The sequence below is a fragment of the Caballeronia hypogeia genome, assembly GCF_001544875.2.
Taxonomy (GTDB): domain Bacteria; phylum Pseudomonadota; class Gammaproteobacteria; order Burkholderiales; family Burkholderiaceae; genus Caballeronia; species Caballeronia hypogeia.
Genome location: NZ_FCOA02000003.1, coordinates 1 through 23614, shown reverse-complemented (window position 1 = coordinate 23614; position 23614 = coordinate 1). Strand labels below are relative to the sequence as shown.

23 protein-coding genes are annotated in these 23614 nt (G+C 65.2%); 10 read left to right on the top strand and 13 right to left on the bottom strand.

Annotated features, from left to right (window positions below; genetic code table 11):
• The first annotated feature begins 11 nt into the window (after positions 1-11).
• The 4 genes from astD (at position 12) to AWB79_RS06150 (ending at position 4839) form a co-directional block, all read left to right on the top strand.
• On the top strand, positions 12-1484 hold the full coding sequence (gene astD, locus AWB79_RS06165) for a succinylglutamate-semialdehyde dehydrogenase (RefSeq protein WP_061166534.1): 1473 nt from the start codon (positions 12-14) through the stop codon (positions 1482-1484).
• Between the two features lie 16 nt (positions 1485-1500).
• Complete coding sequence (astB, locus tag AWB79_RS06160) at positions 1501-2841, top strand: N-succinylarginine dihydrolase (RefSeq protein WP_061166533.1); 1341 nt, start codon at positions 1501-1503, stop codon at positions 2839-2841.
• Entirely contained in the window at positions 2825-3841 is a 1017-nt protein-coding gene (gene astE, locus AWB79_RS06155; protein WP_061166532.1) for a succinylglutamate desuccinylase, read from the top strand. Before astB ends, astE begins: the two co-directional genes overlap by 17 nt.
• A 182-nt stretch (positions 3842-4023) precedes the next feature.
• Complete coding sequence (locus AWB79_RS06150; RefSeq protein WP_374728527.1) at positions 4024-4839, top strand: ABC transporter substrate-binding protein; 816 nt, start codon at positions 4024-4026, stop codon at positions 4837-4839.
• Between the two features lie 78 nt (positions 4840-4917).
• Here the strand turns inward: AWB79_RS06150 and AWB79_RS06145 are convergent, their stop codons facing one another.
• From AWB79_RS06145 to AWB79_RS06130, 4 genes are read right to left on the bottom strand one after another with little or no spacing between them, the layout of a single operon-like run.
• Complete coding sequence (locus tag AWB79_RS06145; protein WP_061166531.1) at positions 4918-5781, bottom strand: efflux RND transporter periplasmic adaptor subunit; 864 nt, start codon at positions 5779-5781, stop codon at positions 4918-4920.
• A 37-nt stretch (positions 5782-5818) separates the two neighbouring features.
• Complete coding sequence (locus AWB79_RS06140) at positions 5819-6022, bottom strand: DUF1656 domain-containing protein (protein WP_061134667.1); 204 nt, start codon at positions 6020-6022, stop codon at positions 5819-5821.
• Complete coding sequence (locus tag AWB79_RS06135; RefSeq protein WP_061166530.1) at positions 6009-8204, bottom strand: FUSC family protein; 2196 nt, start codon at positions 8202-8204, stop codon at positions 6009-6011. The genes AWB79_RS06140 and AWB79_RS06135 overlap by 14 nt, the downstream gene beginning before the upstream one ends.
• A gap of 10 nt (positions 8205-8214) precedes the next feature.
• On the bottom strand, positions 8215-9750 hold the full coding sequence (locus tag AWB79_RS06130; RefSeq protein WP_061166529.1) for an efflux transporter outer membrane subunit: 1536 nt from the start codon (positions 9748-9750) through the stop codon (positions 8215-8217).
• A 168-nt stretch (positions 9751-9918) separates the two neighbouring features.
• Here AWB79_RS06130 and AWB79_RS06125 point away from each other — a divergent pair, with 168 nt between their 5' ends.
• Both AWB79_RS06125 and AWB79_RS06120 read left to right on the top strand, forming a co-directional pair.
• Positions 9919-10857: a LysR family transcriptional regulator gene (locus AWB79_RS06125; RefSeq protein WP_061166528.1), complete on the top strand. Its 939-nt coding sequence runs from the start codon at positions 9919-9921 to the stop codon at positions 10855-10857.
• Positions 10858-10989: 132 nt separating this feature from the next.
• Entirely contained in the window at positions 10990-11178 is a 189-nt protein-coding gene (locus AWB79_RS06120) for a hypothetical protein (protein ID WP_061166527.1), read from the top strand.
• Between the two features lie 6 nt (positions 11179-11184).
• Here the strand turns inward: AWB79_RS06120 and AWB79_RS06115 are convergent, their stop codons facing one another.
• The 5 genes from AWB79_RS06115 to wrbA form a co-directional block, all read right to left on the bottom strand.
• Positions 11185-11895, bottom strand: a complete 711-nt coding sequence (locus AWB79_RS06115; RefSeq protein ID WP_061166526.1) for an SOS response-associated peptidase — start codon at positions 11893-11895, stop codon at positions 11185-11187.
• Positions 11896-11946: 51 nt separating this feature from the next.
• On the bottom strand, positions 11947-12750 hold the full coding sequence (locus tag AWB79_RS06110; RefSeq protein ID WP_061166525.1) for a metallophosphoesterase: 804 nt from the start codon (positions 12748-12750) through the stop codon (positions 11947-11949).
• A complete protein-coding gene (locus AWB79_RS06105) occupies positions 12747-14201 on the bottom strand; it encodes an FAD-binding oxidoreductase (RefSeq protein ID WP_061166524.1) in 1455 nt (484 codons plus the stop codon). Before AWB79_RS06105 ends, AWB79_RS06110 begins: the two co-directional genes overlap by 4 nt.
• A 159-nt stretch (positions 14202-14360) precedes the next feature.
• Positions 14361-14759, bottom strand: a complete 399-nt coding sequence (locus AWB79_RS06100; RefSeq protein WP_061166979.1) for a DUF2069 domain-containing protein — start codon at positions 14757-14759, stop codon at positions 14361-14363.
• Between the two features lie 8 nt (positions 14760-14767).
• Entirely contained in the window at positions 14768-15385 is a 618-nt protein-coding gene (wrbA, locus tag AWB79_RS06095) for an NAD(P)H:quinone oxidoreductase (protein WP_061166523.1), read from the bottom strand.
• Positions 15386-15481: 96 nt separating this feature from the next.
• Between wrbA and AWB79_RS06090 the strand changes: the two genes are divergently transcribed.
• Complete coding sequence (locus tag AWB79_RS06090; protein ID WP_061166522.1) at positions 15482-16789, top strand: YihY family inner membrane protein; 1308 nt, start codon at positions 15482-15484, stop codon at positions 16787-16789.
• Positions 16790-16805: 16 nt separating this feature from the next.
• Here AWB79_RS06090 and AWB79_RS06085 read toward each other — a convergent pair whose 3' ends face one another.
• The 3 genes from AWB79_RS06085 to AWB79_RS06075 form a co-directional block, all read right to left on the bottom strand.
• Complete coding sequence (locus AWB79_RS06085) at positions 16806-17126, bottom strand: Mpo1-like protein (protein WP_061166521.1); 321 nt, start codon at positions 17124-17126, stop codon at positions 16806-16808.
• 148 nt (positions 17127-17274) lie between these two features.
• A complete protein-coding gene (locus AWB79_RS06080) occupies positions 17275-18117 on the bottom strand; it encodes an alpha/beta fold hydrolase (RefSeq protein ID WP_061166520.1) in 843 nt (280 codons plus the stop codon).
• On the bottom strand, positions 18114-19448 hold the full coding sequence (locus AWB79_RS06075) for an O-acetylhomoserine aminocarboxypropyltransferase (protein WP_061166978.1): 1335 nt from the start codon (positions 19446-19448) through the stop codon (positions 18114-18116). The genes AWB79_RS06080 and AWB79_RS06075 overlap by 4 nt, the downstream gene beginning before the upstream one ends.
• A 235-nt stretch (positions 19449-19683) precedes the next feature.
• Here AWB79_RS06075 and AWB79_RS06070 point away from each other — a divergent pair, with 235 nt between their 5' ends.
• From AWB79_RS06070 to aroC, 3 genes are all read left to right on the top strand, one after another.
• Positions 19684-20136 carry a CBS domain-containing protein gene (locus AWB79_RS06070; protein ID WP_061166519.1) on the top strand — a complete coding sequence of 151 codons (453 nt, stop codon included), beginning with the start codon at positions 19684-19686 and terminating at the stop codon, positions 20134-20136.
• A 228-nt stretch (positions 20137-20364) separates the two neighbouring features.
• Positions 20365-22305 (top strand): MFS transporter, encoded by a 1941-nt coding sequence (locus tag AWB79_RS06065; RefSeq protein WP_061166518.1) that lies wholly within the window; start codon positions 20365-20367, stop codon positions 22303-22305.
• Positions 22306-22363: 58 nt separating this feature from the next.
• Positions 22364-23470: a chorismate synthase gene (gene aroC, locus AWB79_RS06060; RefSeq protein WP_061166517.1), complete on the top strand. Its 1107-nt coding sequence runs from the start codon at positions 22364-22366 to the stop codon at positions 23468-23470.
• Between the two features lie 66 nt (positions 23471-23536).
• Here aroC and AWB79_RS40995 read toward each other — a convergent pair.
• The coding region (locus AWB79_RS40995; RefSeq protein WP_148092509.1) for a 4Fe-4S dicluster domain-containing protein at positions 23537-23614 on the bottom strand (78 nt) is incomplete at its 5' end.

The window sequence follows — 23614 nt, the reverse complement described above, 5'->3', positions numbered from 1 at the left end:
AGAGAAACGACATGGACATCTCGAACCAGTTGTATATCAACGGTGACTGGCAGGAAGGAAAGGGCGCGGCGTTCGCATCGCGCAATCCGGGCACCGATGAGACCGTATGGCAAGGCAAGAGCGCATCGGCGCAAGACGTGGATCGCGCGGTGAGTTCGGCGCGGCGCGCGTTCGCTTCGTGGTCCGCGCTTTCGTTCGATGAACGCGTCGCGATCGCTAAACGCTTCGCCGCGCTGCTCAACGAACACAAGGACACGCTCGCGGCGCAGATCGGCCGCGAGACCGGCAAGCCGCTGTGGGAAGCGCGCACCGAAGTGGCGTCGATGGCCGCGAAGGTCGATATCTCCGTGCAGGCGTATCACGAACGCACCGGCGAGAAGCGTGCGCCAATGGCAGATGGCGTCGCGGTGCTGCGGCATCGTCCGCATGGCGTCGTTGCCGTGTTCGGGCCGTACAACTTTCCGGGACATCTGCCCAACGGGCATATCGTGCCGGCGCTGATCGCGGGTAACGCGGTGGTGTTCAAGCCATCGGAGCTGGCGCCCGGCGTCGCGGCAGCGACCATCGCGCTGTGGAATCAGGCGGGGCTGCCCGCAGGCGTGCTCAATCTCGTGCAAGGCGAGAAAGATACGGGCGTTTCGCTCGCGAATCATCGTCAGATCGACGGCCTGTTCTTCACCGGCAGCTCCGATACGGGCACGCTGTTGCACAAGCAGTTCGGCGGCCGGCCGGAGATCGTGCTGGCGCTGGAGATGGGCGGCAACAATCCGCTGGTCGTGGCGCAAGTGGAAGACATCGATGCCGCCGTGCATCACGCGATCCAGTCGGCGTTTCTGTCGGCGGGGCAGCGCTGCACTTGCGCGCGGCGCCTCTTCGTTCCCGACGACGCCAACGGCGAGCGCTTCGTGCAGCGCTTCGTCGAGGTGAGCGCGAAGATTCGCGTCGGCACGTTCGATGAAGAGCCGCAGCCCTACATGGGCGCGGTGATTTCAGCGCGCGCGGCGGCGCGTCTCGTGCAGGCGCAGACGGATCTGATCGGGCGCGGAGCGCGGCCTTTGCTCGAAATGAAGCAGCGCGCGGCGCATCTCGGCTTCGTCTCGCCCGCGATCCTCGACGTGACGAACGCTCGCGACGTGCCCGACGAAGAACACTTCGGCCCGATGGTGCAACTCACGCGCTACAAGACATTCGATGACGCCATCGCGCGCGCCAACGACACCGCCTATGGCCTTTCCGCCGGCCTGCTCGCCGACGACGAAGCCTCGTGGAAGCATTTCCAGCGCACGATTCGCGCGGGCATCGTCAACTGGAACCGGCCGACGAACGGTGCGTCGTCGGCGGCGCCGTTCGGCGGCGTCGGGCGCTCGGGCAATCAGCGTCCGAGCGCGTACTACGCAGCCGACTATTGCTCGTATCCGATGGCGTCGGTGGAGAGCGCGCAACTGCAGATGCCGGCGAGCGTTTCGCCGGGACTTACGTTCTGAGCAGCGGGAAACGAACATGCTTGCAACCGAAGCGAATTTCGACGGGCTGGTCGGCCCGACGCACAACTACGCGGGACTCTCGTTCGGCAATGTCGCGTCGCGCAGCAACGAGAAGTCGGTGGCGAATCCGAAGGCCGCCGCGAAGCAGGGCTTGCGCAAGATGAAGCGGCTTGCCGACCTGGGCTTCCATCAGGGCGTGCTGCCGCCGCTCGAGAGGCCCTCGGTCAGGCTGTTGCGCGACGTCGGTTTCACCGGCGACGACGCCTCGGTGATCGCTCGCGCCGCGCGCGAAGCGCCCGAGTTGCTGGCGGCGGCGAGCTCCGCATCGGCGATGTGGACCGCGAATGCAGCAACCGTGAGTCCATCGTCGGACACGGCCGACGGACGTGTGCACTTCACGCCCGCTAACCTCGCCGCGAAGCTGCATCGCGCGATCGAGCATGGCGAAACGCGCCGCACCCTCGGCGCGATCTTCGCCGATGAAGCGCGCTTTCGCATTCATCACGCGCTGCCCGGCACGCCCGCGCTCGGCGACGAGGGCGCGGCGAATCACACGCGTTTCGCGCGCGAGTATGGCGAGCGCGGCGTCGAATTCTTCGTGTACGGGCGCAGCGAGTACGGTCAGGGACCGCAGCCGCAGCGCTATCCCGCGCGTCAGACCCTGGAGGCGAGCCGCGCGGTCGCGCGTCTGCACGGGCTTTCGGACGACGCCACGGTGTTCGCGCAACAAACGCCCGAAGTGATCGACGCCGGCGTGTTCCACAACGACGTGATCGCGGTCGGCAACCGCACGACGCTGTTTTGTCACCAGCGCGCGTTCGTCGATCAGCAAAAGGTTTACGACGAACTGCGCACGAAGCTCGACGCGCACGGCTCGAAGTTCGACGCGCTCGAAGTGCCGGAAAGCGAAGTGAGCGTGGAGGACGCGGTTTCGTCGTATCTGTTCAACAGTCAGTTGTTGTCGAGCGCTGATGGGCGTCAGTTGCTCGTCGTGCCGCAAGAGTGCCGCGAGAATGCGCGCGTGGCGGCCTATCTCGACTCGCTGACCTCGCGCAAGACGCCGATCGACGAAGTGCTCGTCTTCGATCTGCGCGAAAGCATGAAGAACGGCGGCGGTCCGGCGTGTCTGCGTCTGCGCGTCGTGCTGAACGAGGCGGAGCGCGCGGCGGTCAACCCGCGCGCGTGGATGAACGACGCGCTCTTCACGCGGCTCGATGCGTGGATCGACACGCATTACCGCGACCGTATTGCGCCCGCCGATCTCGCGGACCCGAAGCTGCTCGCCGAGTCGCGCGCGGCGCTCGATGAACTGACCACGATTCTCGGACTCGGTGCGGTCTATGACTTCCAGCGCTGATTCATCTCTGCTCGACGATTTCGTCGCGTTCACGCTCGCGGGCAACCGCCCCGAAGCGCGGAACGGCACCGCTCGTTCGGGCGTGCGCTGGACGTGGCAGGGCGAGGGCATGCTGTTGCTCGAACCCGCGCACGCGCCCGCGCTGAGCGTGCTCGCCTCGGCGGGCATTCATGGCGATGAAACCGCGCCCATCGAAATCCTGTCGCGTCTCGTCTCGGATATCGCAAGCGGCCGCGCTCCGCTTGCCGCGCGCATGCTGGTGATCCTCGGCAATATCGACGCAATGCGCGCGGGCGAACGCTACATGGATGACGACCTGAATCGTCTCTTCAGCGGCCGTCATGCGCGCTTCGACACGAGCCGTGAAGCGCCGCGCGCAGCCGTTCTGGAACGTGCCGCGCTGCATTTTTTCGATGGTGTCATGCACGCGAAATGGCACATCGACATGCATACGGCGATCCGCGCTTCGGTGTTCGAGCAGTTCGCGCTTCTGCCGCATACCGGCGCGCCGCTGTCCCGCGCGATGTTCGACTGGCTGCGCGACGCGCGGCTGCAGGCGGTGCTTCTGCATCGCGAAAAGGGCAACACGTTCACGCACTTCACGGCGGCGCACGCTGACGCGCTCGCGTGCACGCTCGAACTCGGCAAGGTGCGGCCGTTCGGCCAGAACGATCTCGCGCGCTTTGCGGCGTCGGATGCGGCGTTGCGTCGTCTCGTAGCGGGCGTGGCGGCGGCGGAGCGCGCGCCGTTGCGCGTGTTCACCGTGGTCGCGCAAATCGACAAGAAGAGCGAGCACTTCGTGCTGAACGTCGCAGCCAATGTGCCGAACTTCACCGCGTTCGCCGCGGGCACCGAGCTCGCGCACGATGGCGAGTATCGCTATCGCGTGTCGCACGATGAAGAGCGCATCGTGTTTCCGAATGCGAAAGTGAAGCCGGGCTTGCGCGCCGGTTTGATGGTCGTCGATACGACCGACGCCACGCTGGCTTCTCTCGTCTGAGTCGCGCGAATCGCCGCCTCGCCGGTTCGCGCGCGCTACAATCGCGCCCCTGTGTTTGATGCGACGCATCACTTCGCGGTCCCACGTTCGAACGTGGATTTTTGTGCCGCGATGCTTCGCAGGCTGCGAAAGAGCCTGCATTTCAAGCACTTGAATCGAATTGCAATGGAAGGAGATGGAAGTTGAGAAACAAGCATCTGATCGGTCGCAAGCTCGCCGCGTTCGCGCTTCTGGGCGCAACGGTCGCCACGGGCGTCGCCACGCTGAACGCGCAGGCCGCGAGTGACATGAAGGAACTGCGCTTCGGCGTCGAGGCGTCGTATGCGCCGTTCGAGTCGAAGTCGCCGAGCGGCGAATTGCAGGGCTTCGATATCGACATCGGCAATGCGGTGTGCGCGAAGCTCAAGGTGAAGTGCGTTTGGGTCGAGAATTCGTTCGATGGTCTGATCCCCGCGTTGCAGGCGCGCAAGTTCGACGGCATCAACTCGGACATGACGATCACCGACAAGCGCAAGGTCGCGATCGATTTCACCGATCCCATCTACACGATCCCGAACCAGTTGATCGCGAAGAAGGGCAGCACGATCCAGCCGACCGTTGAAGGTCTCAAAGGAAAGCGCGTCGGCGTGCTGCAGGGCTCGATTCAGGAAACCTACGCGAAGGCGAAGTGGGCGACGGCGGGCATCGATGTCGAGTCGTATCAGGCGCAGGATCAGATCTATGCGGATCTGGCGTCGGGCCGGCTGGACGCGGCGTTCCAGGATGCCGAGGCGGCGTCGAAGGGCTTTCTGAAGCAGCCGCAGGGCGCGGGCTTCGCGTTCGCGGGACCGGCCGTGACCGATGACAAGCTGCTCGGTTCCGGCGTGGGCTTCGGCGTGCGCAAGAACGACCGCGCGCTCAAGGAAGCGCTCAATCGCGCGCTGAAGGAGCTGAAGGACGACGGCACCATCGACCGCTTCGCCGCGAAGTACTTCGATGTGAAGGTGGTGTTGAAGTAAGCCGCTCGCGTCGATGGATGTGAAAAAGCCCGCTCGGAGCGATCCACAGCGGGCTTTTTTGCGTCTTGTGGCAAGCGCTCAACTCGACGGCGCAATCACCACCGTACACGTCGTCCCCGCGCTCAGCAGCACGCCCTCCGGCACCTCGTCGATATGCACGCGCACCGGCACGCGCTGCGCGAGCCGCACCCAGTTGAAGGTCGGGTTCACATCCGCGAGCAGTTCGCGGCTTTGCGGATTGTCGCGGTCATAGATGCCGCGCGAAATGCTCTCCACGTGACCCTTCAGCTCGCCGCCGCTCATCAGCCGCACGGCAGCCTTGTCGCCGACACGCACGTGCGGCAGCTTGGTTTCCTCGAAGTAGCCATAGACCCAGAACGAATGACTGTCGACGATCGCGAGCTTCGCCGCGCCCGCCGTCGCGTAGTCGCCGCGGAACACGTTCAGGTTCGTCACATAGCCGTCCACCGGCGAATACACCCTGGTGCGCTCCAGATTGAGCTTGGCGGCGTCCAGCGCGGCGTTGGCCTGCTGCAACTGCGCTTCGGCGCCCGATGCGGTCTGCATCGCGTTCTCGCGCGCTTCCTTCGACACGACCTGGCTGTCCATGTCGGCGCGGCGCGCGGCGTCCGCACGGCGCATGCGCAGCTCGGCGGCGCGCGCGGCGACATTGGCCTGCGCCTGCTCGACCGCGATCTGATAGTGCGACGGATCGATTTCCATCAGCAGATCGCCTTTCTTCACGAGCTGGTTGTCGCGGACCGGCAACTGAACGACCGCGCCCGACACGTCCGGCGCGACGTTGACGACATCCGCGCGCACGCGGCCATCGCGCGTCCAGGGCTCGTCCATGTAGTGCACCCACAGGACGCGCCCGATGACGAGCGCTGTGGCGAAGATCGCGATGGTCAGAATCAGACCGATGATTTTTCTAATAAGCATGATGCAACTCTTTCAGCTTGTATGAGAGGGACGCCGTTCAGCGATACGCCACCAGCCCGAGCGTGCCGCAGATGCACACGAGCAGGCTGGCGCGAAACAGCGCCGGATGCCAGACCACGCGATATAGACCGGTCAGCGCGAGCACGCGATCGACGATCCAGGTGATCATCGCGCCGGCGATGAAGAGCAGGAGGATCGTCGGCACATAGGCTTCGAGGATCGCGACATTACGCGGGAACATCGGGCGCTCCTTCGGGCGTGTGTTTCTGGGCAGGCGCGAACTGTGCGAACGGCGACGCGTGATCGAGCAGCGCGGTACGGATGAAATGCAGATGACTCGCGATGCGCTGCAGCCTGTGCCGTTCCTCGCGCGGCGGATCGAGCAGGGCAAGCAGGTCGCGCGTGTCGGCGATCGCGCGCTCGGTCGCGGCGAGCGCGGCGTCGAAGCGCTTCGCTTTCGGGCGATCGAAGAGGCGCGCGACGGCATCGAGCGTCGCATCGACGGAGCGCCGCCACGGCATCGATGCGCCGTAGTGCGGTTCGCGCGGCACGCCCGCGATCTCGCCCCGCAGGTCGATCACCGCGTTGCCGAATTCGAGCACCGCGAAAAGCCACTGCAAGGCGTCGCGCTGCAGGTCGGGGCGGCCGGCGGCGAGCGCGTTGATTTGCGCGAGCAAGTCGCGCGTGCGGCTTTCGAAGTGCGTCGTGAGCGACGCGAGCCTGCCGCGCCGCGCGTTGATGACTTCGCGGCGCAGATCGGCGAGCAGCAAGCGGCGCAGCCACGGCGCATCGGTCGGCAGGAGCACGGCGAAGGCGATCGCGGCGACGATCATCGACAGCACGAGCGCGAGCGCATCGTTCATGAAGCTGGTCGGATCGTAATGCACGAGGTTGTCCGGCCCCGCGAGAAAGCAGAAGAAAATGCAAAAGCCGATGCCCACGCCCGCGAGCGCACGCCGCGTGCTCAGATACGCGCCGAGCAGCAGAGCGGGCGCGAGCGCGGCGCACATCAGCGCGAAGCCGTCCATATGCGGAAACACGCCGAACACCACGATCATGCCGACGGCGGACGCGAGCATCGTGCCGATGGCCATTTGCGCCGACATCAGCGCCGGACGCGGCGACGACGACGCGAGCGCGCACACGGCGGCGGCGTTGAGCACCATCGTGCCGCCGCTCGGCCACGCGGTCTCGATCCAGAACGCCGACAGGATGAACATCACGACCGCGCCGCGCAGTCCGGAGATGGCCGCGGCGAACATGTTGGTTTTCGGCACATAGCGCGCGACCCAGCGCTCGCGTTCGTGCGACGGCGCGCTCAGCGACGCATAGGTTTCCGCATACGCGAGCATGTCATCGACGAAGCGATACAACAGTTCGGACGCGGTATCGAATTCCAGTTGCACGAAGCCGGGATTCGCTTCGAGCATCGTGCGGGCGGCGCGCACGCGCTTGGGCAACGTCGTCTTGTAGTCGCGCAGTTGAGCGGCCGCGTGTGCCGCGTCGGCGGCATTGCGCACCGGTTCGCCCGACACCAGCAGCAGCGGGGGCACTTCGCGAAAGAACGGTTCGAGCGCGGCGATGGTCGTATCGGAGGCGCTTTCGCGCAGCCGGTTCATCAACTGATGCAGCGCGTGGAAGCGGGTCGATGCGCTCATGAACTCGCTGTTCAGGCGTGCGAGCCGTCCGCCGCGCATGCGCGATTCGGGGTTCTCGAACACGGCGACACTGCGCGCGGCCTCGAAGCCGACGATATCCGACACGAACGCGAGATTGGTGCGCTCGATCTGCACGCGCTCCATGCTGCCCGACAGCGCGCGGCACACGTAGTCGACGAATTCCGTGAAGCGCCGCCGCACCGTGGTCCGCACCTGTTCGCCCGCGTGCTGCGGAAAGATCAGCGCGCTCACCGCGCCCGAACAGACGATGCCGAGCGTCACTTCGCCGACCCGCGTGAGCGCCGACAGATACGCGCCATCCGGATGCTGCGCCGCCGGAATGCCGATCAGCGCGGCCGTATAACCCGCGAGCACGAAGCCGTAGGAACGGAAGTTGCGATTGCGGGCCGCGCCCGCCGTGCATATGCCGACCCACAGCGCCGTCGCGCTGAGAAACAGCACCGGCTGCTGCGCGAACAGGCTGATGAAGATCATCATCACGACGAGGCCGACCATCGTGCCGCAGAAACGATAGAAACTCTTCGCGAGCACCATGCCGCTTTGCGGCTGCATCACGACGAACACGGTGGTCATCGCGGTGCGCGGCTGCTGCATGTCGAGGCGCATCGCGATCCACAGCGACAGCAGCGCCGCGAGCACGGCCTTGAAGATATAGACCCACGCGAGCCCGTCGGTGCGGGCCCAGTCGGCGAACGCGTCGATGAGCGAGGCGCGTTGTGATCGATCGAAAGAAGTGGTGGACATGAGCGCCGCCTTACTTCTGCTTCGCGTCGTTCTTGGCCTGGCCCAGGCGGCTGAACGGTCCGATGTGCTGCGACGGCGCGAGCGCGATTTCATCCGGCCCGTTCGACGGATCGTCGATGCCGCCGCCGAGCGCCGATGTGAGCGTCGCGTACGAAGCGAGTCGTTGCGCGCGCACGCGAGCCTGTCCGTCCTGCGCCTTGAGCAACTGCGCCTGCGCGATGAGCACGTTCAGGTAATCGGTGAGGCCGCGCTTGTAGCCTTCGTTGGCGAGATCGTAGCTCTTGCGCGCGGCGGCGACCGAGCGGCCGGAAGCTTCGAGCTGCGTGTCGAGCGAATGCACGCGCACGACCTGATCGGCGATATCCTTGAGCGCGGCGACGAGCGTCGCGTTGTAGTGATCGACGGCCTGATCGTATTGCGCCGAGGCCGCGCCGAGTTGCGCGCGCAGACGCCCGCCCTCGAAGATCGGCAGCGAAATCGCCGGGCCGAAGCTGTAACCCGACGCCTTGCTCGTCAGAAAGCTGAGCAGCGCGCCGCCGGCGAACGCCTGCGTGAGCGAAGCCGCGAGATTGATGTTCGGATAGAAGCCGGCCTTCGCGACATCGATGCCGCGCGCCTGCGCCGCCACCATCCAGCGCGCCGCGACGATATCCGGGCGATGGCCGACCAGTTCGGCGGGCAGGGCGGAAGGCAAGGGCAGCGGAGTCGCGAGCGACAAGGCCGGACGCGTGAGCGCTTCGCCCGCGCCCGGGCCTTCGCCCGCGAGCGCGGCAAGCTGATTGCGGGCGAGCGCGATCTCTTCCTTGTAGATATCGACCTGACGCTCGTATTCGGGCAACGGCGCTTCCGCCTGGCTCACTTCGAGCTGCGTGCCGAGGCCGCCCTTCAGACGCCGCCGTGCGAGATCCGCGATGCGTTCCTGTTGCGCGAGCGTGTCCTGCGCGATGTCGAGCAGCGCGAATCCCTGCGAAAAGCCGATGTACGCGCGCACGATGTTCGTCTCCAGTTCGAGCTGCGCGGCGCGCGCATCGGCGGCGCGCACGTGGGCGACATCGAGCGCGCTTTCGGCGGCGTTGTCGTCGCGATGCCAGAGATCGAGGTCGTAGGAGAGCGTGAGGGCGGCGGTGCTGTCCCAGGTCGTCGTGTCGGCGTAGGGGCCAGGGCCGTAGAAATCGTTGTTGGGCCAGTTCTTGCGCGCGATGCTCATGCCGGCATCGACATGCGGCAGCAGCGCCGAATGCGCGACGCCCGCCTGCTGCTGCGCTTCGCGCACGCGCGCCGCGGCCATCTTGAGCGTCGGGCTGCCGGCGGTCGCACGCGCGATCCACTGATCGAGCTGCGGATCGCGATAGGCCTGCCACCATTGTTCGGCGGGCCATTGCGCGTCGGCATTGGCGGCGCGGATGGCGCTGCCCACGTCTAGCGTCGATGCTTCCTTGAGCGAATCCTGCGGCGCGACCTGGCCCGTGCTGGCACACCCGGCAATTGTTAAGATTGCTGTAAGAACCGTGGCTGAAGCAGTCTTACTGATCACTCGCCCTCGCACGATTCACTCCCAAAAACGAATTAGATTCAAGGAAGTGATTATATTTTTGCGGAGATTGTCGAATAACCGGTAAGAATGCAAAGCATTTTTACAGTGGCTGTGATAATCGTTGTTGCCAGACGTGCAACAATTCGACCCACGAACAGTTCTTGAAGCCGGGAAAGCGCCATGGACACGCTCCAAAACATGCGCGTATTCGTGCGGGTCGTCGAAGCGGGCAGCTTCACGGCAGCCGCACAGCATCTCAACACCACGACGGCCTACGCATCGCGGGCCGTGTCGGATCTGGAGGCGCATCTACGCGCACGCCTGCTCAACCGCACGACGCGCCGCATCGCGCTCACCGAGGCGGGCGAGCGCTACTTGCAGCGCTGCGAGCAGATCCTCGCTTATGTCGATCAGGCCGAAGCCGAGGCGGGCGACGCCCACGCGCGCCCGTCGGGCAAGCTCAAAGTCCACTCGATGACGAGCTTCGGCCAGCACTACGTCGTGCCGATGATCTCGCGCTACCAGCAGCGTCATCCGTCGGTGCAGGTCGATCTGACGCTCGCGCAGCGCGTGCCGGATCTGCTCGACGAAGGCTATGACGTGTCGGTGGTGCTCGCCTCCGATCTGCCGGATTCCGGACTCGTCTCCGCGCGCCTCGGCTCGATCTTCAGCATCGCCTGCGCGTCGCCGGCGTATATCGAACAGCATGGCGCGCCGCACGTGCTGTCGGATCTGGTGCGCCACACGTGCCTGCATCTGATGACACCGGTGTTTCCGCCGGACCGCTGGATCTTCGACGGCCCGAACGGCCAGGAAACCGTGAGCCTCGGCCCGTCGACGTTTACGGTGAATGTCGCCGAGGCGATGGTGGTCGCGATCCGCGAGGGCATGGGGATCGGCGTGCTGCCGACTTCATCGGCGCTGCCGGGCCTGCGCGCGGGCACGCTGGTGCGCGTGCTGCCGCAATACACGATGCAGGAGCTGAACGTGTACGCGCTCTATCCGTCGCGCCAGTATCTCGACGCGAAAATTCGCACATGGGTGGAGTTTCTGCGCGAGGCGCTGCCCGACACGCTGGCCGCCGACGAGGAATCGCTGAAGGAATTCGTCGTCACGTAATGTGCGCAAGAAGACGCGAGGAGCGTTCGGTTACGAAAAAAGGCGCGGCGCAACACTTGCTTACTCACAGATTGTCCGCAGCTTGATACTTTCAGCACTCGAACATTCGCATCTTTTACCGGGATAAGTCACATGAGTACGCCACTCTTGCTCGCCCTTGCCGCGCTCTTGGTGCTGATCGCCGTTCCGGCGTCACGCGATCTCTTCAACGCCATGCGCGCCCAGTCCGAACGCGACGCGAAACGGCGTCTCATGCCGATTCGAATCGACGACGACCGCGACGCTCGGGCGCGCCGCATGCGCGATCCGTACAACCGCTGACCGGGTTTACAGCAGCGTTTCGAGCGGCTCGATAAGACGCGGCTCGTCGTTGGTCGCGCGATTCACGTCGCTCGACACGCGATGCCAGACGAAGTGCGACGCCGGCACACCGTCCGATTTGACGAGGCCCGCGAGATCGTCGAGCGATGCGCCCGGATCGAGCCAGCGCCGCGCGACGGCCGGTGAGAACACGAGCGGGCGGCGGTCGTGCACGTCGATCAGACCTTCGTCGGCGGCGGCCGTCACGATCACGAAGCCCGCGCCCGCTGCTGCGGCATCTTCGTCGCGCATGATGCTGGTGAGCGCCGCCAGGTACATCGGCTCGCCGTCGGCGCGTTGAATGAAGTAGGGCTGCTTGAAGGGCTTCGAAGGCGCATCGCCCGGCTGCGGCTCGGTGCGCCATTCGAACCAGCCGTCGGCCGGCACGAGAATGCGCGCTTTTTTCCACAAATGCTTGAAGTACGCGCTCGTCGCTGCGGTCTCGACGCGCGCGTTGATCGTCTGCGGCAGCTTCTTCTGGATGGCCCACGGCGGGCAGTAGCCCCAATGCACCGCGCGGATGGTTTCGTCCGGATAAACGGCGAGCGGATGCGTGCCGGGCGACAGGTTATAGCCGGGCCGCCGGTCTGCGGCATCCACGAGCACGAACGGATTTTTCAGATGCAGGCGTTGCGCATAATGCATCGGCAGTCGGTACTGGCTGATTCGGCCGCACATGGCGTTCCTCCGCAAAGTCCAACCTCGGGATGATGCCTATGATCTGCTACTTCAGATTTCGACGACCTTGTCCCACGCGAAGTCCGGATTCTCCCAGCGCTGTTCGCGCCGGCTGAAGTATCCGCGCGGATTGCACACCACGCGCGTGCCGTTCACTTCGTAATCGAACGATGTATGCGTGTGTCCGTGAATCCAGAGCGATGCGGGCGCGCGCGCGAGCGTCGGCAGATGATTGACGAAGCCCGCCGACACGAGATCTTCCGCGTATTTCGGCGCGAGGCTCTGGCGCATCGGTGCATGGTGCGTAACGACGATCGTCTGTCCCGCGAAGGGCTTTGCGAGCTCGCTTTCGAGCCACGCGCGCGACTGTTCGTGCAGCGCAAGCGAGTCGTCGGGTGCGAATTCGCGCGGCTCGCCGTCAGGTTCGGGCCACGCGAGTTGAATGAGGCCCTTGTAGTCGAGCATCACTTTCGTGCAGGCCTGCTTGGCCTTTTCGATCGCCTCGTCGTCCGGGCCGAACAGCGCAAAGTCGGTCCAGAGCGTCGTGCCGAGCACGCGCCACGCGCCACGCCGATCCACCAGCGACGCGTTGTTCAGATAGTGCACGTTGTCGACGCTGCGCGCGGCGTCATGCATCGCCGCTTCCATCGCGCCGAATTCCGCGTCGTAGTACTCGTGATTGCCGGGCACGTAGATGACAGGCACATCGGAATCGAAATTCTCGGCTGCCCAGCGCAGGCCTTCTGCGTGGTTATGAATGTCGCCCGCGAGCACGACGAGATCGGCTTCGGCATAGGGAATCGCCAGCGGCTCGTCGCATTCGAGATGCAGGTCCGACAGCACGCGAATCTTCATGCTGCGTTCTCCTCGGCCTGAGGCGCGTTCCAGCGCACGACCTTGCCCGGGTTCATCAGGTTGTCCGGATCGAGCGCGGCCTTGATGGTCTGCATCAGGCGCACTTCCACCGGCGACTTGTAGTGCATCGCTTCATCCACCTTCAACTGGCCGAGACCATGCTCGGCGCTGATGCTGCCACGATGCCGGTGCACCTGGTCGTATACGAGCGCGTTGATCGGCGTCTGACATTGTTCGAGAAACTGCTTCTGATCGACGCCTTCCGGCGCCTGCACGTTGTAGTGCAGATTGCCGTCGCCGAGATGGCCGAAGGTCACCATGCGCGCGCCGGGCACAGCCTTCGCGATGATCGCATCGGTTTCGTCGATGAAGCGGCCGATGCTCGAAATGGGCACTGCGATGTCATGCTTGATGTTCAGTCCTTCCTCCGCCTGCGCGAGCGGGATGTGTTCGCGCAAGTCCCAGAACGCCCGCGATTGTGCGAGGCTTTCCGCGACGACCGCATCCTCCACGATGCCTTTCTCCAGCGCCTCTTCCATAAGCCGTTCGAAGAGGGCGCGCGCGTGCGCTTCGCTTTCGCTGTCGGAGAGTTCGAGCAGCACGGTCTGTCCGTGCGGCTCACCGAACGGATAACGCAACTGCGGGAAATGCCGGCCGACGAGGCGCATCGAGAAATCGGACATCAGCTCGAAGCCGGTGAGGAGCGCGCCCGCGTGATCCTGCGCGAGTGAAAGGAAATCGAGCGCGGCGTGCGGCGACGCGAGTCCGGCGAGCGCCGTGACTTTCGCGACCGGCGCGGGATGCAGCTTCATGACCGCCGCCGTGATGATGCCGAGCGTGCCTTCAGCGCCGATGAACAGATCGCGCAGATCGTAGCCGGTGTTGTCCTTGCGCAAGCCCCGCAACCCGTCCCAGATTTCGCCTTGCGGCGTCACGACTTCGAGGCCGAGGCACAACTCGCGCGTATTGCCGTAACGCAGCACGCCGGTGCCGCCCGCGTTGGTCGAAAGATTGCCGCCGATCGTGCAACTGCCTTCTGCGGCGAGACTCAGCGGAAAGAGCCGCTGCGCGCTCGCTGCGTGCGCGTGAATCTCGGCAAGCACGACGCCCGCTTCGACCGTGATGGTGTTGTTGTGCGGGTCGATGCCGCGCACGCGATTGAGCCGCTTCAGGCTGATGAGCGCCTGCGCGCCGCTCTCATCCGGCGTCGCGCCGCCGGCGAGGCCGGTGTTGCCGCCCTGCGGCACGAGCGCTACGCGATGCTCGCGCGCGAGCCGCACGACGGCGGCGACCTGCCCGGTGTCGGCGGGCAGCAGCACGGCGCAGGCGCTACCTCGATAGCGCTTGCGCCAGTCGGTGACATAGGGCGCGGCGTCGTGATCGTCGGTCAGAACGTGCGGCGCGCCGAGCAGGTCGATGCAGGCAGCGATGAATGCTTGAGATGCGGTCATGGGCTAGGGCTTGAGATTCAGGTGCGGCATAGTCGACAGTATCGCGCAGCGCGCTGGCGCGCGAACCTCGTCCGAATGGCATAGGCACGCGCGCTGTATGGCATTCCGTGCTAAAAAGCATCAGGTCTGGAGCACGCAGACGTCAAAAAAGCGAGCGAGTCAGCTTTTTTTCGCACGGGCGTTCATGCGGGCCGCGCGCTTGAATGGCGCCACGTAGACGAGCGCGCAGACGAAGAACGTGAGCGCCAGCAGTGCCTCGAGCCACGCGAGCGTTGCTGAAAGACCCGCATCGCTCATGCCGCGCACGATGCCTTCCGCGAAGTAGAGCAGTACGAGCATCGACGCCCATTGCAGCGTGTACAGGCTCTTGCGTGCGACGCCCGGCAACGCGCAGGCGAGCGGCAGCGCTTTCAGCGCGAGCGCCCACGCACCGGGGCGCACCGGCGCGAGCCAGAGCTCCCACAAGAGCGACAGCGCGATCAGCGCGAGCAGGCTCGCGAGCGCGGCGAATGCGAACGCCGCGTTGGGCTGCGAGTCCGAGGTGGCGGGGGCGTTCATCGGCTGGTTCACGCCGCGCGGGCGCCGCGCACGAGATTGAGCGCGGTGCGCGCGAGCCGTGCGCCGAGCGCGATCGCGAGCGCTTTTTCATCGGCGGAGATGCCGTGGCGCTGGCTGTCATCGCCCATGCGCGCATGATGCGACGCGCCGTAGGGCGTGCCGCCGCTTTGCGTCGTAGTGAGGCGCGACTCCGTGTACGGAATGCCGACGATCATCATGCCGTGGTGCAGCAGCGGCAGCATCATCGAGAGAAGGGTGCTTTCCTGGCCGCCGTGCAGGCTGCCGGTCGAGGTGAATACGCTGGCGGGCTTGCCGGCGAGCGCGCCCGAGAGCCATTGGGGCGTGGTGCCATCGAGGAAATACTTGAGCGGCGCGGCCATGTTGCCGAAGCGCGTGGGCGAGCCGAGCGCAAGGCCCGCGCATTCTTCGAGGTCGCGCAGTTCGGCGTAGGGCGGGCCGTCCGCGGGAATGTCGGGCTGCGTCGATTCGCAGACGGTGGAAACGGGCGGCACGGTGCGCACGCGCGCCTGCATGCCGGGCACGCTGTCGACGCCCTGGGCGATTGCGAGCGCCAGTTCGCGGGTCGCGCCATGACGGCTGTAATAGAGCACGAGGATGTCGTTCATAAGGCTTTTTCAGTGAACGGCTATTATAGGTATTGAGTGATTATCGTGGCGGCGCGCACCTCGACGTGTGCCGGACCGCGACGACGGGAGAAGCGTTTGCAGCACCTTTCCATCGATTTCGCGGCGGTCCGGCGTCTCGCCGGATTCGTCGCGCGGCGCAGCGGCGAGGACCGCGTCGCGCAAGTGGCGGGCAGCCTCACGTTCACGAGTGTGCTGTCGATCGTGCCGCTCGCCACGGTCGCGTTTGCGCTCTTCACGGCGTTCCCGATCTTCGGCTCGTTCCAGGCGTCACTGCAGGATTTCCTCGCCGTGCATCTGATGCCGCCGCAGATCAACGACCAGATCTTCAAATATCTGAACCAGTTCGCGTCGAAGGCGAAGGGGCTTACCACCGTCGGCCTCATCATCCTGTTCGTGACCTCCGTCATGACCATGATGACGGTCGAATCCGCGTTCAACGTGATCTGGCGGGTGAAGAAGCCGCGCCCGTTCGCGCAGCGCGTGCTCGTGTACTGGTCGATCATCACGCTCGGGCCGATTCTCTTCGGCTGCAGTCTGTCCATCTCCTCCTATGTGTTCGCGCATTCGGTCGCGTTCGCAGGGTCGCACAACCTGATGCCGCCGATCGTCGAATGGGCGCTCACGGGCGTCTCGTTGCCGCTGACGGTCATCGCCTTCACGATCCTTTATGTGTACATGCCCAACTGCAAGGTCGAGTGGCGCGATGCGTTCGTCGGCGGCCTGATCGCGGCGGTCGCGTTCGAACTCGGCAAGCGTGGCTTCGGTTATTACGTGCGGCGCATTCCCACTTACACCGCCGTGTATGGCGCGTTCGCGGCGCTGCCCGTGTTCCTGTTGTGGGTGTATCTGTGCTGGATGATCGCGCTCGTCGGCGCGATGGTGACCTCCGCGCTGCCCGCGATCCGCACCGGGCAGTATCATCGCCGCGACTTTCCCGGCAGCGATCTGCTCGATGCGCTGGAAATTCTCGCGCGGCTCGTCGAGGCGCGCGAGGAGGGCAAGCCCGGCTACACGGCAATGGAGCTTTCGCGCATGGCGCGCTGCGATCTCGACACCTCCACGCGCCTGATCGCGCGGCTCGACGCGCTCGGCTGGATCGGCAGACTGGAGGATTCGCGCATGCCGCGCTATGTGCTGATCGCCAATCCGAATCAGATCACGGTGACGATGCTTTTCGAGCAGTTCGTCATCGACCGGGCGGAACTGACGTATCAACTGAAGCTGGACATGGCGCAGGTGGATTGCGTCGCGCTCATGGACGCGCTCGATAACGAGAAGCTGGAGATCACGCTCGGCTCGCTGATCGCGGCGCGGGCGTCGGCGCTCACGAGCGCGCGGTTGCGCGATGCGCCGCGTCCGTCGATGCCGGAGCAGCCGGCCTGAAAGCGCTCGCTTCGGGTCAGAGCGAAACCTTGCCGATGCAGATGTCCTTGAACATCACCCAGTCGCCCATCAGGCTGTAAATCGGATGGCGAAACGTAGCTGGGCGATTTTTCTCGAAGAAGAAATGGCCGACCCACGCGAACCCGTAGCCGCAGACCACGGCCGCGGGCAGCCAGAGCCAGTCGCCCGTCGCGAGCGCCATCGCGAGGCACCCGATCACGCCGAGCGAGCCCACGAAATGCAGCCGGCGCGAGACCAGATTGCTGTGCTCTCCGAGGTAAAAGGGGTAGAACTCGGCGAAGTTCGCGAAATGTTCTCCGTGTGCGGTATGAGCCATGACGGCCTCCCTGTGTGACGCCTGCCTGACGCTGCCCGTCGATGCCTGACGCTTCCTGACAATCACGCAGCAAGAATCATTCTGCGACCGCAACCGGCGCCACGCAAGCGCGCGAGAAGGGCGTGCGCGGCCTGCCGCACGCGCGCTTTCAGACCGGTTTTGCTGGTGGCTTCGCGCAGGCGAGCGCGAAGCCGAAAAGCGCGTCGAGCGTCGCGTCGGGCTGTTCGGACATCAGCGCGTGACCGGCTTCCAGTTCCACCGTCTGCACGGAAGCTCCTGCTTTCCTGAACGCATCGACCAGCGGACGGGCGGCGCGCGGCGGCGTCATCACGTCGCGCTTGCCGCTCATCAAGCACACCGGGCAGCGCACGGCGCTGGCGCGCTCCACCGCATCCGCGTAGTTATTACACGCGCTGAAATCGGTGTGGAAAAGCTGCGCTTCGCCGAGCAGGCTCACGCGTTCCATCAGCCGCTGATTCACGCCTTGCAGCCAGAAGCCCGGCGCGGGGCTCGACGGCTTCGCGGCGAGCGTCGAATGCGACCACTGGTTGACCATGTCGATCGCCTCGGGCTCGTGCTCGCGGGCGGCGTCGAGCAGCGTGTCGGAGACCGTCATCGGCGCGGCGGTGGCGAGCAGGGCGAGGCCGATCGATCGCGCGGAATGGCGCGATGCAGCGTCGAGCGCGATCAGTGAACCCATGCTGTGGCCGACGAAGATCGCCTTTTGCACCTTCGCCGCGTCGAGCACGGCGATGACCCAGTCCGCGAGTGCGCCGATGCTCGAGAGCGCGGGCCCGTCGCTGCGCCCGTGGCCCGGCAGGTCGAGCGCCAGCACGCTGAAGCCGTGATGCGCGAAATAGCGCGTCTGCAAGGCCCAGACGCTGTGATCGTGCTCCGCGCCGTGAAGGAACACGACGGCGGGACGCGCCGCGTCGAAGGGCTTGCCGCCGGTGTACGCGTAAGCGGCGCGGCCATCGAGGTCGAGGATCATGTGCGGCTCCCGAGCGGCGCGGCGCCGCTCGCGTCCTGGCCGCGTTCGATGGCCTTCTGCGCGGCCTTCAGCCCGCGCTTCAGATCGTCGATGAGATCATCCGGATCTTCCAGCCCGATCGACAGGCGGATGCGTCCCGGCCCGATGCCCGCCGCGGCGAGCGCGGCGGCGTCCATGCGGAAATGGGTCGTCGACGCGGGATGGATCACGAGCGAGCGGGCGTCGCCGACATTCGCCAGATGCGAAAACAGCGCGAGCGATTCGATGAACATACGCGCGGCCGGCACGCCGCCCTTCAGGTCGAAGCTGAATACCGCGCCCGCGCCGCGCGGCAGGAGGCGCTCGGCCAGCGCGTGATCGCGGTGCGTCGGCAATTCGGGATAGGCGACGCTTTCGACCATTGGCGACTTGAGCAGGAACTCGATCACCTTGCGCGTATTCGCGACATGCCGATCCATGCGCAGCGGCAAGGTTTCGATGCCTTGCAGCAGTTGCCAGGCGGCCTGCGGATGCAGGCATGCGCCAAAATCGCGCAGACCTTCGCGTCGCGCGCGCAGCAGGAACGGCGCGACCGTGCTTTCCTCGGCGAACACCATGCCGTGGAAACCATTGTAGGGCTCGGTGAATTCCGGATAACGCCCGCTCGCGAAGTCGAACGTGCCGCCATCGACGAGCACGCCGCCGATTGTCGTCCCGTGTCCGCCCAGAAACTTGGTCGCGGAGTGATAGACGAGGTCCGCGCCATGTTCGAACGGACGCAGCAGATAGGGCGTCGTGAAGGTGGAATCGACCAGCAAAGGCGCGCCGTGCTCGTGCGCGATTTCCGCGACGCCCGCGATGTCGAGCACGTCGAGGCCAGGATTGCCGAGCGTCTCGCCGAAGAACAGCCGCGTGTCGGGTCGCGCGGCGGCGCGCCAGGCGTCGAGATCGTGCGGCGGCACGAAGGTGGTTTCGATGCCGAAACGTCTGAGCGTGTAATGCAGCAGATTGTGCGAGCCGCCGTAGAGCGCGCTCGATGCCACGATGTGAGAACCCGCGCCCATCAGCGTGGCGATCGCGAGATGCAGCGCGGCCTGGCCGCTCGCCGTGCCGATCGCGCCCGCGCCGCCTTCGAGCGCCGCCACGCGCTCCTCGAACACCGCGACGGTCGGATTCGAGATGCGCGAATACACATGCCCGGAGCGCTCCATGTTGAAGAGCGCGGCCGCGTGATCCGAGTCGCGGAAGGTGAACGAGGTGGTCTGATAAATCGGCGTCGCCCGGGCGCCGGTGGCGGGATCGGGCGCGGCGCCCGCGTGCAGCGCGAGCGTGTCGAAACGGTTGGCTGGCATCGTTGACGGCCGGCGCCTGAGCGCCGGCATGCGGCGGAAATGAGGGTCAATCATCGTAACATCGGATGCGCGGGCCCAAACCTAGGGCGAACGCTTGTCAAAAATCGCGCAGAGGCTTGTCCGACCGGCCGATCCGGGCGTGCTGACTTTCCTTTTATGGGCCTTTCCGATAGCATCGAATAGTGGTTTCATCTACGTAAGGCATCAGTGCCGGGCATTTCGCGAGGAGACAGTCATGCGAGTCAGCGACATTCTTAAGGTGAAGGGCAATACGCTGTTCACCGTGACACCCGATACGCCGCTCTCCGACGCGATCGACACGATGGCCGCGCACGACATCGGCTCGCTCGTCGTCATGGAGTACGGCGACCTGGTCGGCATGATGACGTTCCGCGAGATCATTCTGACCTTGCGCGACAACGGCGGCTCGGTCGGCACCACCACCATCCGCAAGATCATGGACGACCATCCGCTCACGTGCACGCCGGAAACGGACGTCAACGAAGTGCGCCGCATGATGCTCGAGCATCACGTGCGCTATCTGCCGGTCATGGAGAAGCGTCAGTTGATGGGCGTCATCTCCTTTTACGACGTGGCCAAGGCCGTCGTGGAAGAGCAGGGTTTCGAGAACCGCATGCTGAAGGCCTACATTCGCGACTGGCCCGAGCAGCCGGAAGAGGCGCGCTGAGATTCGCCGCAACGCCGTTGTCGTTATGCGGCCGGCGCCTGAGTTCCGTCCAGGTTTGAATCCGACCGCTACACATCATCCGAAGCGCGCCCGATCGGCGCGCTTTTTTTCGTCTGGCCTCGTCCGGCACAGAAGGCACGGTTTCCGTTTCATCCGGATTCGATCGCAGCGCGCATTCGATGCGCCTTCATCAAGCGGTCAACACCGGACATCACAATCCCGAACGACATGAGTGACAATCCGCTGCGCGCACAGTCGCGCGCCTCCCGACGCGCCCCCACAGAAAGCGAAAGCCAGTTCCGCCTGCTGCGCGAGCGGCGTTTTGCGCCGTTCTTCTGGACGCAGTTTCTCGGCGCGATGAACGACAATGTGTTCAAGGTCGGCTTCACGTCTCTCGTCACGTTTCAGGCCGCGCGCTTCTCCGGCGTCGATCCGAAGACCGCCGCGTTCCTGATCTCCGCGATTTTCATCGTCCCGTTCGTGCTGTTCTCCGCGACTTCCGGCCAGATTGCCGACAAGTACGACAAGGCCGTGCTCGCGCGCCTCGTGAAGAGCTTCGAGATCGTCGTGATGCTGATCGGCGGCGCGGGTTTTCTGCTGCACAGCGCGCCTTTGCTCTACGCGTGCACTTTCCTGATGGGCGTGCATTCGACCGTCTTCGGGCCGGTGAAGTACGCGTACCTGCCCCAGCATCTCGATTCGCATGAGCTCGTGGGCGGTAACGGGCTCGTCGAGATGGGCACGTTCGTCGCGATTCTCATCGGCACGATCATCGGCGGGGCGGCGGCGGGCGCATCCGAACACGGCGCGATGCTGCTCGCGGTCTCGTGCATCGGGTTCGCGATCATCGGGCGAATCGCGTCCGCGTTCGTGCCGAAGTCGGAGGCGTCGCAACCGGATCTGCGCATCAACTGGAATCCGGTCTCGGAGACGTGGCGCAATCTCAGGCTCGCGAAAGGCGACCGCACAGTGTTTCTGAGCCTGCTCGGCATCTCGTGGCTGTGGTTCGTCGGCGCGACCTTTCTCACGTCGTTCTTCAATTTCGCCAAGGATGTGTTGTCAGCCGATCCCGATGTCGTGACCATTCTGCTCGCGACGTTTTCCATCGGCATCGGCACGGGATCGCTGTTGTGCGAGCGCCTGTCGAAACGGCGCGTCGAGATCGGACTCGTGCCGCTGGGCTCGATCGGCATCAGCGTGTTTGCGATCGATCTGTTCTTCGCGAGTCATCGCATCGCGCCGGCGGGGCACTTGCTCAATGTGGGCGAATTCCTGATCGCGCTGCCGCACTGGCGCATTCTCGCGGACCTGTTCCTGCTCGCGATGTTCGGCGGCTTCTACAGTGTGCCGCTCTACGCGCTGATCCAGGCGCGCAGTCAGCCGACGCATCGCGCGCGCATCATTGCGGCGAACAACATCCTCAACTCGTTCTTCATGATCGTCTCGGCGGTCATGGCGCTCGCGCTCACGTCGTTCGGCGTCGGCATTCCGGGATTGTTTCTCACGACGGCGCTGCTCAATGTCGTCGTCGCCGCGTATATCTATTCGCTCGTGCCGGAATTTCTGCTGCGTTTCATCGCGTGGATTCTGGTGCACACGTTCTATCGCATTCGTCTCGTCGACGCGGAGCGTATTCCGGCGCACGGCGCGGCCGTGCTCGTGTGCAATCACGTGAGTTTCGTCGATGCGCTCGTCATCATGGCCGAGAGCCCGCGCCCGATCCGCTTCGTGATGGATCACCGTATCTTTCGCACGCCGTTCATCGGCTGGATGTTCAGGCATGGGAAGGCGATTCCGATCGCGCCCGCGCACGAGGACGCCGGCATGCTCGAACGCGCTTACGTCGCATGCGGGCGGGCGCTGGAAGAAGGCGATCTGGTCTGCATCTTTCCCGAAGGCAAGCTGACGCGCACCGGCGACATCAATCCGTTCCGCCACGGCATCGAGGAGATTCTGCGGCGCCATCCCGCGCCCGTCGTGCCCATGGCGCTGCGCGGCCTGTGGGGCAGCGTGTTCTCGCATCAGGAAGACGCGCAATGGCCGCGTCCGATCCGGCGCGGCGCGATGACGCGCCTCACGCTCGCGGTTGGCCAGCCGATCGCGCCCGCCGATGCGACGCCCGAGCATCTGCAGCAAGTGGTGGCCGAACTACGCGGCGCGCGGCGCTGAGTACGATGCCGCTGGCATAATAACGGTTTCCCCCGACACTTTTTTCAGGTCGACGCTCATGTCCGGCAATACCCTTGGCACGCTCTTCACCGTCACGAATTTCGGCGAGTCGCATGGTCCGGCGATCGGCTGCGTGATCGACGGCTGCCCGCCGGGCATGGCGCTCACGGAAGCCGACATCCAGATCGAACTGGACCGCCGCCGCCCCGGCACCTCGCGCCACGTAACGCAGCGGCAGGAACCGGATCAGGTCGAAATTCTCTCCGGTGTCTTCGAAGGCGTGACGACCGGCACGCCCATCGCGCTCCTGATCCGCAACACGGATCAGCGCAGCAAGGATTACGGCAACATCGCGCAGACGTTCCGTCCGGGTCACGCGGACTACACCTATTGGCAAAAGTACGGTGTGCGCGATTACCGCGGCGGAGGCCGTTCGTCGGCGCGTCTGACCGCGCCGACCGTCGCTGCCGGCGCGGTCGCGAAGAAATGGCTGCGCGAGAAGTTCGGGCTCGAAACGCGCGGCTGCATGGGCGCGCTTGGCGAAGTCGAGATTCCGTTCATCGACTGGTCGCACGTGCGTGAGAACCCGTTTTTCTCGCCGAACGCGGAGATCGTGCCGCAGCTCGAGGAATACATGGACAATCTGCGCCGCGACGGCGATTCGGTCGGCGCGCGCATCGAAGTGACCGCGACGGGCGTGCCTGTCGGCCTGGGCGAACCGCTGTACGACCGGCTCGACGCCGACATCGCCCACGCGATGATGGGACTCAACGCCGTGAAGGCCGTCGAGATCGGCGCGGGTTTCGCAAGCGTCGCGCAGCGCGGCTCGCAGCACGGCGACGAGATGACGCCCGAAGGCTTCGCGACGAACAACGCCGGCGGCATTCTCGGCGGCATTTCGAGCGGGCAGGACATCACGGTGTCCATCGCGATCAAACCGACGTCGAGCATTCGCACCCCGCGTCAGTCGATCGACAAGGAAGGCATTGCCGCCACCGTCGAAACCTTCGGCCGTCACGATCCGTGCGTGGGCATCCGCGCCACGCCGATCGCCGAAGCGCTGCTTGCGCTCGTGCTGATGGATCACGCGCTGCGTCATCGCGCGCAATGCGGCGACGTGGTGGTCGGCACGCCGAAGATCGCGGCGCAGGCGCCCACGAAGTAAATCGACCCATAAAAAAGCGGGCGCCGGTTTGAAACCCGGCGCCCGTTTTATTTGGCGAAGCAGAAATTACATATTCGGATAGTTCGGCCCGCCGCCGCCTTCCGGCGTGACCCACACGATGTTCTGCGTCGGGTCCTTGATGTC

Excerpts from the sequence above, each read along its gene's own strand:
- astD (WP_061166534.1), top strand. The coding sequence starts at position 12 with ATGGACATCTCGAACCAGTTGTATATCAACGGTGACTGGCAGGAAGGA.
- astB (WP_061166533.1), top strand. The coding sequence starts at position 1,501 with ATGCTTGCAACCGAAGCGAATTTCGACGGGCTGGTCGGCCCGACGCAC.
- astE (WP_061166532.1), top strand. The coding sequence starts at position 2,825 with ATGACTTCCAGCGCTGATTCATCTCTGCTCGACGATTTCGTCGCGTTC.
- AWB79_RS06145 (WP_061166531.1), bottom strand. The coding sequence starts at position 5,781 with ATGCTTATTAGAAAAATCATCGGTCTGATTCTGACCATCGCGATCTTC.
- AWB79_RS06140 (WP_061134667.1), bottom strand. The coding sequence starts at position 6,022 with ATGTTCCCGCGTAATGTCGCGATCCTCGAAGCCTATGTGCCGACGATC.
- AWB79_RS06135 (WP_061166530.1), bottom strand. The coding sequence starts at position 8,204 with ATGTCCACCACTTCTTTCGATCGATCACAACGCGCCTCGCTCATCGAC.
- AWB79_RS06125 (WP_061166528.1), top strand. The coding sequence starts at position 9,919 with ATGGACACGCTCCAAAACATGCGCGTATTCGTGCGGGTCGTCGAAGCG.
- AWB79_RS06120 (WP_061166527.1), top strand. The coding sequence starts at position 10,990 with ATGAGTACGCCACTCTTGCTCGCCCTTGCCGCGCTCTTGGTGCTGATC.
- AWB79_RS06115 (WP_061166526.1), bottom strand. The coding sequence starts at position 11,895 with ATGTGCGGCCGAATCAGCCAGTACCGACTGCCGATGCATTATGCGCAA.
- AWB79_RS06110 (WP_061166525.1), bottom strand. The coding sequence starts at position 12,750 with ATGAAGATTCGCGTGCTGTCGGACCTGCATCTCGAATGCGACGAGCCG.
- AWB79_RS06105 (WP_061166524.1), bottom strand. The coding sequence starts at position 14,201 with ATGACCGCATCTCAAGCATTCATCGCTGCCTGCATCGACCTGCTCGGC.
- AWB79_RS06100 (WP_061166979.1), bottom strand. The coding sequence starts at position 14,759 with ATGAACGCCCCCGCCACCTCGGACTCGCAGCCCAACGCGGCGTTCGCA.
- wrbA (WP_061166523.1), bottom strand. The coding sequence starts at position 15,385 with ATGAACGACATCCTCGTGCTCTATTACAGCCGTCATGGCGCGACCCGC.
- AWB79_RS06085 (WP_061166521.1), bottom strand. The coding sequence starts at position 17,126 with ATGGCTCATACCGCACACGGAGAACATTTCGCGAACTTCGCCGAGTTC.
- AWB79_RS06080 (WP_061166520.1), bottom strand. The coding sequence starts at position 18,117 with ATGATCCTCGACCTCGATGGCCGCGCCGCTTACGCGTACACCGGCGGC.
- AWB79_RS06075 (WP_061166978.1), bottom strand. The coding sequence starts at position 19,448 with ATGCCAGCCAACCGTTTCGACACGCTCGCGCTGCACGCGGGCGCCGCG.
- AWB79_RS06070 (WP_061166519.1), top strand. The coding sequence starts at position 19,684 with ATGCGAGTCAGCGACATTCTTAAGGTGAAGGGCAATACGCTGTTCACC.
- AWB79_RS06065 (WP_061166518.1), top strand. The coding sequence starts at position 20,365 with ATGAGTGACAATCCGCTGCGCGCACAGTCGCGCGCCTCCCGACGCGCC.
- aroC (WP_061166517.1), top strand. The coding sequence starts at position 22,364 with ATGTCCGGCAATACCCTTGGCACGCTCTTCACCGTCACGAATTTCGGC.